We start from the raw sequence: 16,850 nt of genomic DNA on the forward strand, positions 1-16,850 counted from the left end.
AATTTTTAGTTTTATTTGTTTCATTTATTGTTCTATAAATGGACAATTCCATAGTAGAGAAGCTATACAAATCTTAAGAAGTTTTAAGAGATAATTATCAATGATTAAGTTGATTTAACCTTTAAAAGAGACTATTCTTGCAGACAAAAAATAATTATAATTAGGTCATTTAAGTTAAGGTTTTTTATCGTTACAACTTCAATTATTAGAATTTAAAATAGTTATAAAAGATATTGATCAAGAACAGCTCAAACAAGATTATCGAAATAATGGCAACCTTAAATCAAGGGTTATCTGTGCTCCTTCAACAAATCAATACTGTCGTTAGGACCTTACCACTAAACCGAATTATGGTTGATAAGATAACGATCACCCCCAACAAGAAATCTCAGGATGATCATTTTATATTCGGGCTTTAGACCCAGGATGGCAAGTATTGATAGCTCATGAGTTAGCTCTAGATTCGATTAACTGAAACAGAAAACAATACGAATATACCCAATTTTTCTGCTTAAAATCACAAAAATTGGGTATATTCCTTTCCTTAAAAATAGCTTTGACTAAATTAGGATAGTCGAGAAGACTATCCTAATTTAGTTTTTAACTTAACTTTAACCACAGTAGGAGGAATTAGAAAGGTATTGTGGTGGGATGAGTCAGTTGAAATTGTTGGACTATTGTTTAAATAAAAATTCTATATACTATAAAATAGTCAATATCAATAATCTTGAAAAATTAAACTTTAAAGAAATGAGAATAAAATAAATAAGAGATTTATCTTGAGAAGACAAAAAATTATTGACTAAATAAATAGACTAAAATTTTTAGACTAAAAAATATATAATTTATCAATAGAAATACTATGCAAGAATACTACTAAATTACGTATTTTAAAAAAAATAATTAGTTATAAAACTAGTTTTTTGGAGTAGTTGTTAATTAGGTATTTAGCCTTGAGATAAAAAAATATTTATTAAATGTTTATTATTTATTAGCTTTTTTTTGCTTTTTAGATATCATTTTTTAATGATGTAAAAGATATTTTTACACAATCAATATTTTAAGTTTAAAATATTGATTGTTACCTAAGATGTAAATATTATTAGGTAGAAAAAAATACATATTAGGTAATTTTTAGTTATAAAATCAAACTGTCTATTGATCATCTGTTGCTATTACAGAACCTAAATAAATAAAGAAATCTTTCTTTGCGAATTTTCGATAATTGCTATATGGGTAACACTTTAATACTTTTTGTTTCTTGATCAAATTAAACTTAACTCAATGTTATGAATCAATTAGTCTTAATAGTATTAGATACCAATTGATTTTAACTAATAGAATTTTAATTTTAGAAAAATTTATCTTTACTTATTGTCAAATTTTAAACTACAGAATAATAGTTATTTTTTAAAAAAATCAATCTAGATTTTTATTTTCAAGACAAATTTATCTATTTGCAAGAAAAATTTTCGTTAAATGAGATATGATTAATGTGTAAATAAATTCACAGAATAGCTAAGTTCTAATAGTTCTAATAAGAAGCAAAAAATATATACAAAAAAACTTAGAAAAAATATAATAATGTTTATAGCAGATTTAATTTTAATAGATTCAAGTGAAGATTTTTAAAAATGAAGTAGTATTCTATAGATATTTTCACTAAAATTATAGAGACTAAAAATTATTATCAGTTAATTAACTCAATAACTAGCAGATTTATTAAAATTAATCATAGTTTTATTAATTAAGATTTTAGATATTAAAATGTGATGAACAGAATAAAAAAACTCATTATGTTAGACAAACTCTTTTCGAGTAAAATATAACAACTTAATCTCACGAAACAGTTATGATAATAAAATTATATTACAATAATTAAGTACTCACTTGCAAAAAATAGATATTAAAGTTAATATTTATCACATGTGTAGTTCTATCTAAATATTTAGATAGAACTACAAAAAATATTTTATTTGAAATAAGACTAGCTGTTAAAGAAAATAATTAAAAATTATTTTCTTTAACAGCTAGTCTTATTGACAAAATTAAAGTTTATCTTATATCTTATTGTCAATTTTTATTTTCTATAATAACTAAAGGAAAACGACCTTATAGAAAATGCCTCAATAATTTTTTTTAAAAAATTATATTAATTGTAATTATTTATTAGATATTGTTTTCTATTATTTTTGTTTTAACTATTACTAATTACTTATGTAGTTATGCATAACTTACCAAATATTAAGAAATAGCAAAATAGCTAGAAACTTGGAAAAATAAGTTTCAATAAAAATTGAAGAAGTTAGTTTAACTCCTGGAAAACTTTATTAAAATAAGGTAAATAAATTAATACCACAAGCTGAAGTAGTAGTAATCATATTTCATTAAATAAAATAAGTTAATGCTCAATTAGATATCAAAAAAAAGCCACAAAACAAAAATATAAAGATCTTTAAAATACTAGTTTTTTGAAAAAGATGTCAAGGTTAAATTAAGAGAAAATATATTTTCCTAAAAAATTAATAATATTTAAGCAAAAAACAAAAAGTAAAATCAAATCAGGTTTATAAAACGTCACCAATCTTATCAAGAATGTCTTCTTTAAAAGATAATTTCAGAAAATCTAGAAGAAAAATTTTACTTTTTGTGAGTTATAATACTGAATATTTGAATAATTCTATATGGTGAAGTTTTTTTATGGGAAAACAGTATTTTCTAATCCAGTCAGTTACAATTATTTTGTAGAATTTATACTTTAAAAAATGATGTTATTATACTGAATCTATTAATCTGATAAAAGTCTTTTATCTCAATTTAAGTGGTGCATAATTAGTCGTTGAATATTTAGCTTTGTAAATTCAATATCTATGGAATTTGATTAGAAAATTAGACTATTTTTAGTAGTAAATAATGGTGCTAAGTTATTGATTTAAAGTTAACTATAGGCAACATATTTAAACATGAATAGATTATTTAATTAAGTTAATTTTTAACTAAAAATTATGGAAAATAAAATATTTTACCAAGGAATCTTTTGCAAAAACTTTAATTAATTACTTGAAATTAATGTTTATAAAACAGTAAATATAAAATCTATAAACTAAATAAATTTAATTTATAGACTTTATAAAAAATTAAACAATTAACTATTAACTTTAGATTCTAATTCAGATTAAATATTTAAAATATCAAAGCTTTTAAAACATTTAATTAGCCTTTTTAATTAATTACTTATATCCATTTATACAAAAAAAATCTTAATTTTGAGTGATAAGATAAGCTAGTCTTCCCTCCTGCTGTTCTTTAACACCTATTGTAATTTTGATTGTTTACAGTTGCTATATTATATATTTCTTAAATTGTTATATTTTAATTTAACCATTAAAAATGATAGCTATATTGTTCATATTTATCTAGCTTGCGATTGCTTAATCAGTTTTTTTAAATAAGAACTGATTATATAGAATGAAAAGAGTAGTTATTATAACTAATAATAAGTTGCTTACTATCTGCTCTCTGTTTATCTTAACTAAGGTATTTACCTTATGATATTGAATGTTAATTCAATTGAATTAACATTCAATATCATAAATAATTTAAGTTGATAATGAACGTCATGTCTAAAATAGATAATTATTAATCTATATTAAAAATTAATCTAGATTAGATAAAAATATTTTTTCCCAGGCATCCTTCTTTTTTTTTCATTGTTTTTCAAGGCTTTTATCTTTTTCTATGAAGTGACTTCTGTACTAGCTAATTTATGAATTAGGTTAAGAGAAAAAAGTGTATTGCTATCCATTAAATCTAAAAATAGTTTATTTTACTTGCTTATGGCGATACGCTGATTGACTCTGTAATTCAGAATGGTTAGATAGTTTTCCCAATTCTCTTGTTTACATGTTTTTTAAAAGCCTTTCCTCCGTTAAATCAAAAAGATCTATAAATTTCCATCTATCTTGGCCATAAAAAACGTTTAACATTCCATAACCTTGATGACATGAAGATGAAAAGGTAGATAATTGTTTGTACAAACAGATACAATACAAACATTCTATTTGGATATAGAAGACACAATTATTCTTTTATTTAATTCCATAGACTCTAATAAAAGCTGGATATATAGAGTTTAGTCTGATTTCAGAGGTTAGGTATCGATTTAATTATTAAGAGGATATACATCCGCCTCATCACAACTTAAGAGATTAAGTTTGATAAATATAGATAACTTTTCCCTTGTAATATCATTAGAGATAGTAACCTAATACAGAAATTGTTATTATCGCAGTGACAGAACCCAAAAGCTACAAGAATACCGTCAACTTACCCCAGACTGACTTTAGTATGCGCGCTAATGCCGTAAAGCGTGAGCTAGAATTACAAAAATTTTGGTCAGAAAACAAAATTTATGAACATATGTCGCTCAATAATCCAGGAGAACTATTCATTCTCCATGATGGACCACCCTACGCTAATGGGTCTCTTCACATGGGTCATGCATTAAACAAAATTCTCAAGGACATCATAAATAAATACAAGCTATTGCGGGGTCATAAAGTTCGCTATGTTCCAGGGTGGGACTGTCATGGACTCCCCATTGAATTAAAAGTGTTGCAAAGTATGAAATCCAAAGAACGGGAGAGTTTAACTCCTCTTAAACTTCGCCAAAAAGCCCGTGATTTTGCTCTTAAAACCCAACAGAAACAGGCAGAAAGTTTTAAAAGATATGGAATTTGGGGAGACTGGAAAAACCCTTATTTAACCCTAACTCCTGAATACGAGGGCGCACAGGTTGGGGTGTTTGGTGAAATGGCACTTAAAGGTTATATATATCGAGGACTTAAACCTGTTCACTGGAGTCCTAGTTCTCGGACTGCATTGGCTGAAGCAGAATTAGAATATCCTGAAGGTCATACTTCCCAGAGTGTTTTTGCCGCGTTTCCTGTTACTAAATCTTCGAAAGTTGCTCAAGAGATTTTAGGTCCGTTTCTCTCTAACTTGGGAGTCGCTATTTGGACAACTACCCCTTGGACTCTTCCTGGTAATTTAGCTGTTGCCCTTAATCCCGATCTAACCTATGCTGTTGTTGAACTAACTTCTGATATCTGTAACTATCAATACCTCATTGTTGCAGCCGATTTAGTGGAACAGTTATCGGAAACTTTTGAAACTTCCCTAAAAGTTAAAATAACTCTTCAAGGAAAGGCTTTAGAACATACTGTTTATCGCCATCCTTTGTATGATCGAGAAAGTGAAATTGTCATCGGAGGGGACTATGTTACTACAGAATCAGGAACAGGTTTAGTCCATACCGCACCTGGTCATGGACAAGAAGATTATATGGTTGGTCAACGGTATGGCTTGAAGATTTTATCTCCAGTAGACGAGCAAGGAAACTTTACAGAAGAAGCGGGACAATTTGCAGGATTAAATGTTCTGAAAGATGCTAACAGAGCTATTATTAATGAATTAAAAAATCGAGGATTTCTACTAAAAGAAGAACTTTATATACATAAATATCCCTATGATTGGCGGACAAAAAAACCAACGATATTTCGTGCTACAGAACAATGGTTTGCCTCAGTAGAAGGATTTCGTAAAGCTGCTTTAGAGGCAATAAAATCTGTTAATTGGATTCCACAACAAGGAGAAAATCGCATTACTCATATGGTGGGTGATCGCTCAGATTGGTGTATTTCTCGTCAGCGTAATTGGGGAGTTCCTATTCCCGTTTTTTATAACGAAGAAACTAACAAACCTTTATTAACAGAAGAGACTATTAATCATGTACAAACTATTTTTTTAGAAAAAGGTTCTGATGCTTGGTGGAAACTTTCTGTTGAGGAATTGCTACCAAATAAATATAGCCAAGATGCGCATAAGTATCGTAAAGGAACTGATACAATGGACGTTTGGTTTGATTCTGGTTCCTCTTGGGCAGCAGTAGCAAAACAACGAGAAGAATTAAAGTATCCAGCAGATATTTATTTAGAAGGGACCGATCAACATCGAGGATGGTTTCAATCAAGTTTATTAACTAGTGTTGCTGTGAATGGAATTGCTCCCTATAAAACGGTATTAACCCATGGTTTTGTCTTAGATGAAAAAGGGTATAAAATGAGTAAATCTTTGGGAAATATTATTGATCCTTTTATAATTATAAATGGAGGAATAGATCAGAAAATAAACCCCCCTTATGGTGCCGATGTACTACGTTTATGGGTATCATCTGTTGACTATTCTTCTGATGTACTTATTGGTCAAAATATCATAAAACAACTGTCAGATACCTATCGAAAAATACGTAATACAACCAGATTTATATTAGGTAACTTAAATGATTTTGACCCAGAGAAAGATACAGTTACTTACTTAGAATTGCCAAAGTTAGATCAATATATGCTACACCGCATCACTGATGTTTTTGCAGAGGTAACTGATGCGTTTGAAAAATTTCAATTTTTTCGTTTCTTTCAAACAGTTCAGAATTTCTGTGTCGTAGATCTATCTAATTTTTATCTGGATATTGCCAAAGACAGACTCTATATTTCCCATCCTGATGCATTGCGTCGCCGCAGTTGTCAAACGGTGTTGAAAGTCATCCTGGAAAATTTAGCTAAAGCGATCGCTCCCGTATTATGTCATATGGCTGAAGATATATGGCAATTTTTGCCCTATAAGACTTCATATAAGTCTGTTTTTCAGTCAGGATGGATAGAGCTAAAAGAAGACTGGGAACGACCAGAATTAAGAGATTTCTGGGAAAAATTACAGCTGATCCGTAGTGAAGTCAATCAAGTAATGGAACAAGCTAGAAAAGAGAAAGCAGTAGGGTCTTCTCTGGATGCAAAGGTGCTACTTTATGTGTCGGACCAAGACTTGAGAAAGCATTTAAGACTGTTTGATTCTAATGATATTTTAACGAGCAATCAAGTAGATGAATTGCGCTATTTATTATTAGCTTCTCAAGTAGAATTAGTTGATAGTATTGAAGATATTCAAAAAACAGAGTATCAAAGTAAGTCTAAATTAGTTTCTGTTGGGGTGATTAAAGCAGATGGACAAAAATGTGATCGCTGCTGGAACTACTCAACAAAAGTAGGAGAATTTACTGATAATCCAACCATTTGTGAACGATGTAACGCTGCATTAGTGGGTAAATTTTAAAAATTACTTAAGGTGCGTTAATCGAGTTAGCACACCTTATTTTTAGGGGAAATAAAACAAATATTAACCTATAAAATACTACTAATAAAAAAGAGGAAAGATATTTTTTGAATCAATTAAATATAAACTGCAAATATTTTAATATTACTTTTTTTAAAAAATTAGATTAATCAGGAAAAATAGTCATACTGAGTAATTAAAATTAATGTTTTATTAAATTGATAATAGTCCGTTAAATTTACTAAATTAATTTAGAATTATAAGACTCATAGTGCGTCTAAACTAACTATTTTATAGGGTTTAAAATTCAATATAATAAATAGACAAATATAAATTTTATAAATTCTCGTTATTAGAGAATAATAATGTCTTAAAAATTAAACACTGCAGAATATATTCAATAAATAAACATCAAAAGTTAGTTTAAAAACTAAAATTAAACAGAGTAAATCTATTTATAGATAAATAATTGGTTTTGCTAAAAAAACATAAAATTCAATCTCTTAACGAATATTTAAAACTAGTTAATATTGATCAATAGTTAAAATCAGCTAATAGAATCAAGTAAGCTAAAATTTTATTGTATTTAGATAAATTTTTAGAAAATATCTTAATTAGGTTTTAAATAAACAACTTTCTTCGTTATACTTCAACAGAGTAATAAATTCTATATCGTAGTTAATTTAACTCTAATAACTATGTCGATTTTATTTTATAAGAAAATAACTTATCATAATTGCCCATAATATTCATTTTGCTTCCATCCAATTGTTACCTGAATAAATATCAACCACTAAAGGAACTGTTAAAATAAGAGCATTCTCCATAGTTTTTTTAATTTTTTCTTGTAATTCATCCAATTCCTCTGGAGGAACTTCAAAAATTAATTCATCATGAACTTGTAATAATAAGTTGGCTTGATAATGACTTAAAATTTTCTGTATTTTAATCATAGCAACTTTAATAATATCAGCACTTGATCCTTGAATTGGTGCATTAGCCGCAGCACGTAATGATCTAGCATCTGTATAATTTAGATGTAACTCGTTTAAATTAATATTTTTAGGATTAGTCCCTTTAAGCTTTTGCAAACTGTATGTAACAAAATTAAAGTATCGTCTTCTTCCTAAGATAGTGGTTACAAACCCCTTGGTAATTGCTTCTTTTTTTGTTTTTTCTAAAAATTCAAATACCCTAGCATATCGCTGATGGTACTTATCAATAAATGTTTTTCCTTCTGCGACTGTAACTCCTGCCTCTCTAGCAAATCTTTGAGCACCCATTCCATAAATAACCCCAAAATTAATTGTCTTACCTAGATTCCTTTCTTTTGGGGTAATAGTTTCTTTATTAAATAAAAGTTTAGCCGTTACAGTATGAACGTCCTGACCATTTTGGTATGCTTCCAATAAGACAGATTCTTGACTTAAATGTGCTAGAATTCTCAGTTCAATTTGTGAATAATCTGCTGACACTAACAACCAATTTTCTTTTGGAATAAATACTTTACGAAGCTGACGAGAAAATTGAGAACGAATGGGAATATTTTGTAAGTTAGGATTGGAAGAAGATAGCCTTCCGGTTGCTGTCACTGTTTGATTAAAGTTAGTGTGAATTCGTTGGGTATCATCACGAACTAATGCAGGCAAAGCATCTACATAAGTTGATTTTAATTTGGATAAAGTACGATGTTCTAAAATATAATCAATAATCGGATGATCTCCTTGTAGTTTTTCTAAGGTAGCATGATCAGTAGAATACCCAATTTTGATTTTACGGGATTTCTTACGATTTAAGTCTAGTTTTTCAAATAAAATTTCTGCAAGTTGTTTGGGAGAACCTAAATTAAATTTTTCCCCTGCTTCTTGGTATACTTGTTGTTCAATCGATTCCAAGTCTTGTTGTAATTGTTGAGACAGTTCCTGCAAATAATTGGTATCAATACGAACTCCTGTATTTTCCATAACTGCTAAGACAGATTCTAAGGGTTGTTCTACTTCTATGAGTAATTTTTTTAAAGTTTCAATCGATTTTAATTCTCCTTGTAATTTATTGACTAACGAATAAGTAATATAAGCATCCATTCCACAATAATTAGCAACAGTTTTAATATCTAAACTAGCAATAGTTTTCCCTTTTAAAATCCCTAATTCTTTGTAACTCTGTGGAATAATTTCAGGTAAATATCGATGACATAAATCACTCAGATTATGACTCATTTCAGAATGTAAAACATAACTGGCTAACATCGTGTCAAACACCACACCGGTTAGTTTAATTCCTTGATGGTATAAAACCAAACGGTCAAATTTCGTATTTTGAAAAACTTTAGCATATTGCTCGTTTTCAAAAATTGGTCGTAATTTTTCTAAAACTACCTTTTTTTTAAGTTGGATACCGTTTGTATGTCCCGTAGGAATATAAGCTATGTCTGTGATTTTATGACCCCAACAACAACCAATTCCCACTAATTCTGCATCCCTAGGTTCTAATGAGGTTGTTTCAGTATCCCAAGCAATAAAATGTTGAGATCCTATATATTGTTTAAGTCGGTCAACCAAGTTATTTAACTGCTCTAAATTTGTAATAGTTTCAGGATTTATTTGAGATGAATTAAGATTGTCTTTAGTGATTAATTCAGCAGAACTTTCAACTAACTTTTGACCGGGAAATAAAGATAGTTGTCTAGGTTTATTTTCGTGCTTTTTTTTGAAGATATCTTGATTAGAATAGTGAAAAACTTGTTCTTTTATCTCAAAAATATTCTTTATCTGATTAATTTCTTTTAAAAACTTATTAAGTTCTAGTCTTTGTAATATTATTTGCAGGGAAGAGAGGTTAAATCCTTTTAACTTGCACTGGGTTAAATCAATTTCAATCGGGATATCAGTGATAATTGCAGCTAGATGACGAGAGTGTTCTGCATCTTTCATTCCTTCTCTTAGTTTTTTATTATTCGCACCTTTTATCTGATCTAAATTACCATAAATCCCTTGCAGATTACCGTATTTTTTTAAAAATTTTACAGCTGTTTTATCTCCAATTCCCTTAACTCCTGGAATACTATCCGATCTATCTCCACATAGCGCTTTATAATCAATCACCTGAGTTGGTTTTACTCCTAGTTTTACTTCTACAGCTTTAGAATTAAATTCTGTATAACCTTCAGATGATAGACTTCTTACTGCATTTCTTTCTAAATATAAAACACTAATATTTTTACTTTCATCAACCAATTGAAAAAGATCGCGATCACCGCTTAGAATTTTAACTTGATATCCTGATTTACTTCCTTGGTTAGCTAAAGTTCCCAACACATCATCCGCTTCATAACCGGGATAAGTTACAATTGTTATATTTAAAGCCTTTAATAATTCTTGAAGATTTTCAAGATCACGAATAAAATCTTCAGGAGTTTCTTTACGATCTGCCTTATAGTTAGCATCAGCTTTATGGCGAAAAGTAGGTTCTTGTAGATCAAAAGCAATGGCTAGATATTGAGGTTTTTGATCTGTAATAACTTGAATTAACGAATTTAAAAATCCAAAACAAACACTAGTAGGAATTCCTGTAGAAGTATGTAGAGGACCATGTCTAGCTTTAGCCAAGGCATAATAAGCCCGAAACGCTAGAGAATGACCATCAATAAGAATAAAAAGTGGTAAAGATTGCTGATCCTGCATTATAAAAAATGTATATTGGTCTCTTTTAATTTTAACGTATTTTTTTTCAGGATAATTTTTATTAGATTGACTTAATAAGTTATAAAAAATATAAAAATTAGCTTAAATAAATGACTAAATCACCAGTTTAAACTCTTACAGCTTAGTTAATTTAACATATTTTTTATCAACATATTAAGTAAAGATTGAAAATATAAATACAAAGTTTATTTTTTAATAAAAAACTTATTAAAGGCTATATTCATCAAATGAATAATATTATTAGATATCTTGTGTTGTAATTAAATTACGTTAATATCAACATCTCCATTATAATTATATTTATGACATCTAAGTAATAAGATTAAAAATATAGCTTTCTTAATAAAGAAGAAATAGAAATAATGCTAAAAAAATATGTAAATAATTACAAATATAAAAATCTTAGAAATCGAAATAGTTAGTAACTAATAAAATTGCTGTAATTAAAGAAAAAAAAGTAATGACGTATTGCTGATTTATATAAATTAATGAGTGTAGTCACTATAGAAATAAAGAAATCTGAAAAAATAGTAGAATAACTAAAATTTTGGCATAAAAAAGTTTTGACTAATTTTGAAAAGATTAATCTAGATTTTTAAAAATCTACAAGAATATTGAGAATAAATTCATGTTAATTTCACAAGCTGAAGTGATAACGGATAGATTCTATCTGATGAAATGAGTTAAGGCTTAATTTAGATAACTTCTAGAAAATGTTCAACCGAAAAGTTAAATTATATATGGACCTATAAAAATTAATTAGTTTTCTCAAAAGTACATTTCATAAAAAAGAATTTTTTATGATTTTTTATCAAAATTATTGAAATCAGCTGATTGGTATCAAAAAAAATATTTATTGTAGCTTAAAAGCTATAAACTGATTAAGTTAAGCGTTGAGTTTAGAGAAAAAATTACCTGTTTTAGACTAAAAAACTAAAGGAACAATAGTAAGACGTTAATAATGAATTAAAGTTTATGAAGAAGAGAGATCATGGAACTAAAAAATTAGCAAATTTTCTAGTTCCGAAATTTCTCGATTAAAAATCTCACCAGTTTAGTCTACATTAAATAGTTCGGTATAATGAGTTTTGAAAAAAAGCAGTATGAAGAGAATCTTCTGATACCACTGTGAGATAGACAGTGGATTGAACTATACAGTTTTATAACTCTATTAATATCCTAATTCATAATACCGAGTGTTATAGAAGCTCACAAGATTTAAAATAGGTCTTGATTCCAATGCTCTTAACAATTTCCCTCTAATCGTTCATAATTCAGAGAGCAGATAGATATTAATTGTAAAAGACTGATGAATCAAGTTGACCGTATTCGTTTAGGGTTAGCAGTGGCAGTCGCTAAGACAGTCACCGCTGTAGTTCGCTTGTTGAATTTAGGGGCGGCCAGCGTTCTACCTGGAGCAATCGCCCGTCGCTTTCATTCCAAACTATTATCCTTGCTGTGTGAACAGGTCAAACAAGGAGTTATTCTGGTAGTAGGAACCAATGGAAAAACTACCACGTCCCTATTATTACGAACCATCCTTGAAAACCAAGGCTTAAAAGTTGCTCATAATGATACTGGGGCTAATTTAATTAATGGCTTGGTCACTGCTCTGTTAAATAATACCAATTTAATTGGTCAATTGACAGTCGACTATGCAATTTTAGAAGTTGATGAAAATATCGTATCTTTATTACTTAAAGAATGTCAACCTCGCATAATTTTAGGGTTGAATTTGTTTCGAGATCAACTTGATCGTTATGGAGAAGTTGATACTATTAGTCAACTATGGCTAAGGGCGTTCGCTCTCCTTCCTCCTAACACTACTGTTATTCTCAATGCGGATGATCCAACTCTCTCCCATTTAGGACAGCAATTATCGCAAAAAGTACGTTATTTTGGCTTAAGTGAGCCAGACTTATATCTTGAAGAAATTCCTCACGCAGTTGATTCTATTTACTGTCCTAATTGTGGTTATACTCTCGATTATCAAGGGATTTATCTCTCTCATTTGGGTGATTTCAATTGTCCTAGTTGTGGATTTACGAAAAGTAAAACTGCCTTTTCTAGCAAAGCTTGGCCACAAATCCTGGTTGGAGTTTACAACAAATATAATACTTTGGCAGCTGGATTAGTTGCTCAAGAATTAGGAATTGAGATGGCACATATTTTTGACAGTATTAAAGACTTCAGAGCAGCTTTTGGACGGTCAGAAGAATTGACTATTGATGGCAAAAATATCCGCATTTTATTATCAAAAAATCCTGTAGGAATGAATGAGATAATACGTACTGTTAATGACTTAAAAGTAACGGAAAAGGCTTCTATAACTTTAATGGTCTTAAATGATCGCATACCCGATGGAACCGATGTTTCTTGGATTTGGGATGTAGATACGGAAAAATTAATTAATCTAGGAGGGACTTTAATTGTTAGTGGAGATCGTGTCTATGACATGGCACTAAGATTAGTATATAGCCAAGAGACTCTTACTAATCATCAAAATTCAGTTAAATTAATTGTAAAAGAGGACTTAAAAGAAGCTATTAAAACTGCTTTAACTCTAACTCCCTCTAATGGAACCTTGCATATTATCCCTACTTATTCTGCTATGTTAGAAGTACGAGGTATTTTAATAGGTCGTCAAATTCTCTGAATAAATTAGTCAAACTAATCTTCTTTTTTCATAAAAATTTGAATAATGAAATTTAATTTTTAAAAATTTACTTAAGTTAGCCTTTTCTCCATAACCTAATTTATAGGATGGAACACGTTTGCTGCCATCTTATCTTGATACAAGTGAGTACGAACTCAATCATATTCATTGTGATCTAAACTAGAGCATGACTCTAATAAAATATAGTCAAAATACTAATTATTTAACTTTTACTCAGAAAAAAATTAAAGATAAAAATCAATCATTAAGTTAATTTACTTCAAAAATGTGACATATATCCATAATATTTTCTTTGAAAAAAAGAAAATATTAATCTCTTTATTATTCTCTAAATAAATGTTGCTTAGTTATCTCAACAAGAGACGTTTAATCCTATTTTTTTATTAAAAATATGTTTTTTTAAAAATAAAAAGTTTACAAAAAAACTACAAAAATTTCTATTTTATCTCAAATAAAAAGGTTATAGTTATCTTCGATAATAAATAAAAATAACAATAACTTTTTGGCAATTAAAAGCTATTTAAACGACAACTAAGTTTTAAGAATAGAAAGAAGTTTACCGCTGATAGAAGGTTCAAAATTTCCTGGTATAAATAAATTTATATAAGAGTAAAGCAGAGTAAAAATATTATTAGGTTTAAATAAAGTAAATTAGACATTTTTAGTATTCATAAAAAATTAGAACAATTTTTAAAAAAATCTGAAACTAAATATCAGGGCTATTGAGATTAACTGATTAGTGTCACAAACTTATTTATTGTATCTAAAAAAGTAGAAAATAATTAAGTTGAGCATTTAATCAAGAGAAATTATTATCTTTTTTCACAAAAAAATAACTAAAAAAATAGTAGAAGAAATTAGTAATAAATGGAAGTTGATTAAGAGGAGAGCTGGTAGAACTAGAAATTTTATAAATTTTTAATTCTTAAGTTTATTGACCTTACATTTAATTTAGTTAACTCTACATTATCGGTTTAGTATAACTATAATTTTTAGATAAATTACTTAATAAATAGAGTGATTTTTAGATCTTTCGATAAGTTTTTAAAAAGAGCTTAAAAAGTTGTTTACATTTATTTATAGCTATTTATCTTTTTATTTTGCCGGTCAATATTGTTTAGCTCGTGGCACAAGAGTTAAAAACATATTAAGTACTAGAACTAATCGATATCTCAACTACTAAATAGTTTTAGGTAGAGATCATTATCACAGAAATAAATTCACTTAAAAAAATACATCAACGGAAGTGCAGGGTATATACGAACTTACTCAAATTTTTTGGAAGAGTACAAAATAGCTTTAATTCTTAATGGCAACATTAAGAATTAAAGCTATTTTGTTGAGAAGAAAATTTTTAGCAGTAATGCGGTGAAAAATCTTCCGTTACAAAGTAATTCTATGAGGAAGCAAATCAAAACGTGAACAAGATTATTATGTTTCGTCAAAAATAAACTCTATCTATAGTCTGTCCATGTAAACTTTAAAGAATTTAAGAAAATAGATGACAGAACAAAGTAGGCAGTTGATGATTATCTTAATTATTTAGTTAAGCTACACTTTTACAAAAAACGACGAACATTTTGTTGATAGGCTTGATTGTCTAGACCATCCCCTTGATATGGTCGTTGATCATCAACGGCTCTGTTTAATGCTCTCAATCTATCTGACGTAGCTGGATGGGTACTTAAAAAGTCAGCAGCAAAAGGTCCATTGTTTTGCATTAATTTCTGCATAAAAGTGACCATCCCAATGGGGGCATATCCAGCACTTATCAAGTTTCTTAAACCTAATTGATCCGCCTTTAATTCGTCCTTTCTACTGTGAGGAAGATTGACCCCTAATTGTACTCCCAATTGAACAATTGTATTTTCACTTAACCCAGCCGCTGACATTAACCCTTGAGAAAGAGCAATATCGCGCATTTGAGTGATAGAGTGACGAGCAGTAATGTGAGCAACTTCATGAGCAACTACACTGGCTAATTCGGCTTCGTTTTCTGCGGCTGCAATTAACCCCGTATTAATATAAACAAACCCTCCCATTGTCGCAAAAGCATTGATAGATGTATCATCAACTACCTGAAAAGTATAAGGAAGGTTAGGACGTCCACTCGTGGGGGCTAACCGTTGTCCAATACGTTTAATAGTTTGATTTAACTGAGGGTTTTGGGAGATGCGAAACTGACCCGAACGAATCAGTTCATCATTAATTTGTTGGGCAAGTTGCACTTCTTGGGAATCAGACATGGTAGTGAATTGAATTACTTGTACTCCTTGGAAAAGTAAATTTAACCAAGACTGACTATAACTTGGTTGAATATTGGTTAGAATAACGAAGGTTATCACTAAGAAAGAAAGGTAAAAATAAACCCAGGAGCGATGGCGACGAAAAAAAACTCTAATCATTTTAAGTAAGCTAATAAGTTAGATAAAGTGAAGGAATCAGTTATTTCTAGTATTATTGCTCTTCACTAAGTTCATAATGGTTCAGGTGTTACACCTACTGTATTGTCTACTCTGAATTTGATCAAGGTAAAATTATGTCTATCACGAGTTTGATCTTGTTTATTCTTTACAATCAACGTTAATGAAAGTCCCACTCATTGATATGAATATTGATAATTGGTTAATTTATAAAGAGTTTCGCTTTGAGGCTGCCCATCGGTTGCCCCACCACGGCGGTAAATGTTGTCGTCTTCATGGTCATAGTTGGATAGGACGGGTTTACGTTAAAAGCGATAACTTGATTCAAGAAGGGGCTAAACAAGGGATGGTTATTGACTTTGAAGATATCAAGAAGTATTTAAACCCCCTATTGGAGCAGTTTTTAGATCATTACTACCTTAACGAAACTATGAAACTAGAAAGCCCCACCTGCGAAGTGATCGCCAAATGGATTTTTGAGAAACTTGAATTAGCAGGACTGCAAGGACTGCAAGGGGTAGAAATTCAAGAAACTTGCACTGCTGGAGCGAGATTCACTAAAGGAAATTGACCAAACTGATAGTTAAATTACAAATTGGTTTAGCTTGATAAAAAAACAGGTTTAATTACTATTAAAAACCTGTTTCTTGTATCTGTGTTATTTAGTTACTGATTGTTTTGTATTATTCTCTATTTCTTTACTCATGTTTCTTAACTCAAGATGGTCCTCTACTGTGAGGAAAAACTATAAATCAAAGAAAAATTTTATAATTCTTTGATTTAGTTAGTTAATTCTATATCTTCAAAATCAAGAGATCAGTGTCAGGAAGTTCCTTATCTATTCTAACCCCCAGATCTTTTAGTTAAAAAATAAAT

Annotated in this window: 6 protein-coding genes; 4 read left to right on the forward strand and 2 right to left on the reverse strand. The window is 29.2% G+C overall.

Going from position 1 to position 16,850, the window contains the following annotated elements:
* Positions 1 to 269 precede the first annotated feature (269 nt).
* Positions 270 to 419 (forward strand): hypothetical protein, encoded by a 150-nt coding sequence (locus P3F56_RS07585; protein ID WP_281152289.1) that lies wholly within the window; start codon positions 270 to 272, stop codon positions 417 to 419.
* Positions 420 to 4,290: 3,871 nt separating this feature from the next.
* Entirely contained in the window at positions 4,291 to 7,170 is a 2,880-nt protein-coding gene (gene ileS, locus P3F56_RS07590; protein WP_281152290.1) for an isoleucine--tRNA ligase, read from the forward strand.
* 749 nt (positions 7,171 to 7,919) lie between these two features.
* Here ileS and polA read toward each other — a convergent pair.
* Positions 7,920 to 10,853, reverse strand: a complete 2,934-nt coding sequence (gene polA / locus P3F56_RS07595) for a DNA polymerase I (RefSeq protein ID WP_281152291.1) — start codon at positions 10,851 to 10,853, stop codon at positions 7,920 to 7,922.
* A 1,330-nt stretch (positions 10,854 to 12,183) separates the two neighbouring features.
* On the opposite strand from polA, the gene P3F56_RS07600 reads away from it, so the two are divergent.
* Positions 12,184 to 13,530 carry a Mur ligase family protein gene (locus P3F56_RS07600; protein WP_281152292.1) on the forward strand — a complete coding sequence of 449 codons (1,347 nt, stop codon included), beginning with the start codon at positions 12,184 to 12,186 and terminating at the stop codon, positions 13,528 to 13,530.
* A gap of 1,580 nt (positions 13,531 to 15,110) precedes the next feature.
* On the opposite strand, the gene P3F56_RS07605 is transcribed toward P3F56_RS07600, so the two are convergent.
* Positions 15,111 to 15,956 carry a M48 family metallopeptidase gene (locus P3F56_RS07605; protein ID WP_281152293.1) on the reverse strand — a complete coding sequence of 282 codons (846 nt, stop codon included), beginning with the start codon at positions 15,954 to 15,956 and terminating at the stop codon, positions 15,111 to 15,113.
* 181 nt (positions 15,957 to 16,137) lie between these two features.
* On the opposite strand from P3F56_RS07605, the gene queD reads away from it, so the two are divergent.
* Positions 16,138 to 16,545, forward strand: a complete 408-nt coding sequence (gene queD / locus P3F56_RS07610) for a 6-carboxytetrahydropterin synthase QueD (RefSeq protein WP_281152294.1) — start codon at positions 16,138 to 16,140, stop codon at positions 16,543 to 16,545.
* Positions 16,546 to 16,850: the final 305 nt, after the last annotated feature.

It is taken from the genome of cyanobacterium endosymbiont of Epithemia clementina EcSB (genome assembly GCF_029919255.1).
Classification (GTDB): Bacteria; Cyanobacteriota; Cyanobacteriia; order Cyanobacteriales; family Microcystaceae; genus Rippkaea.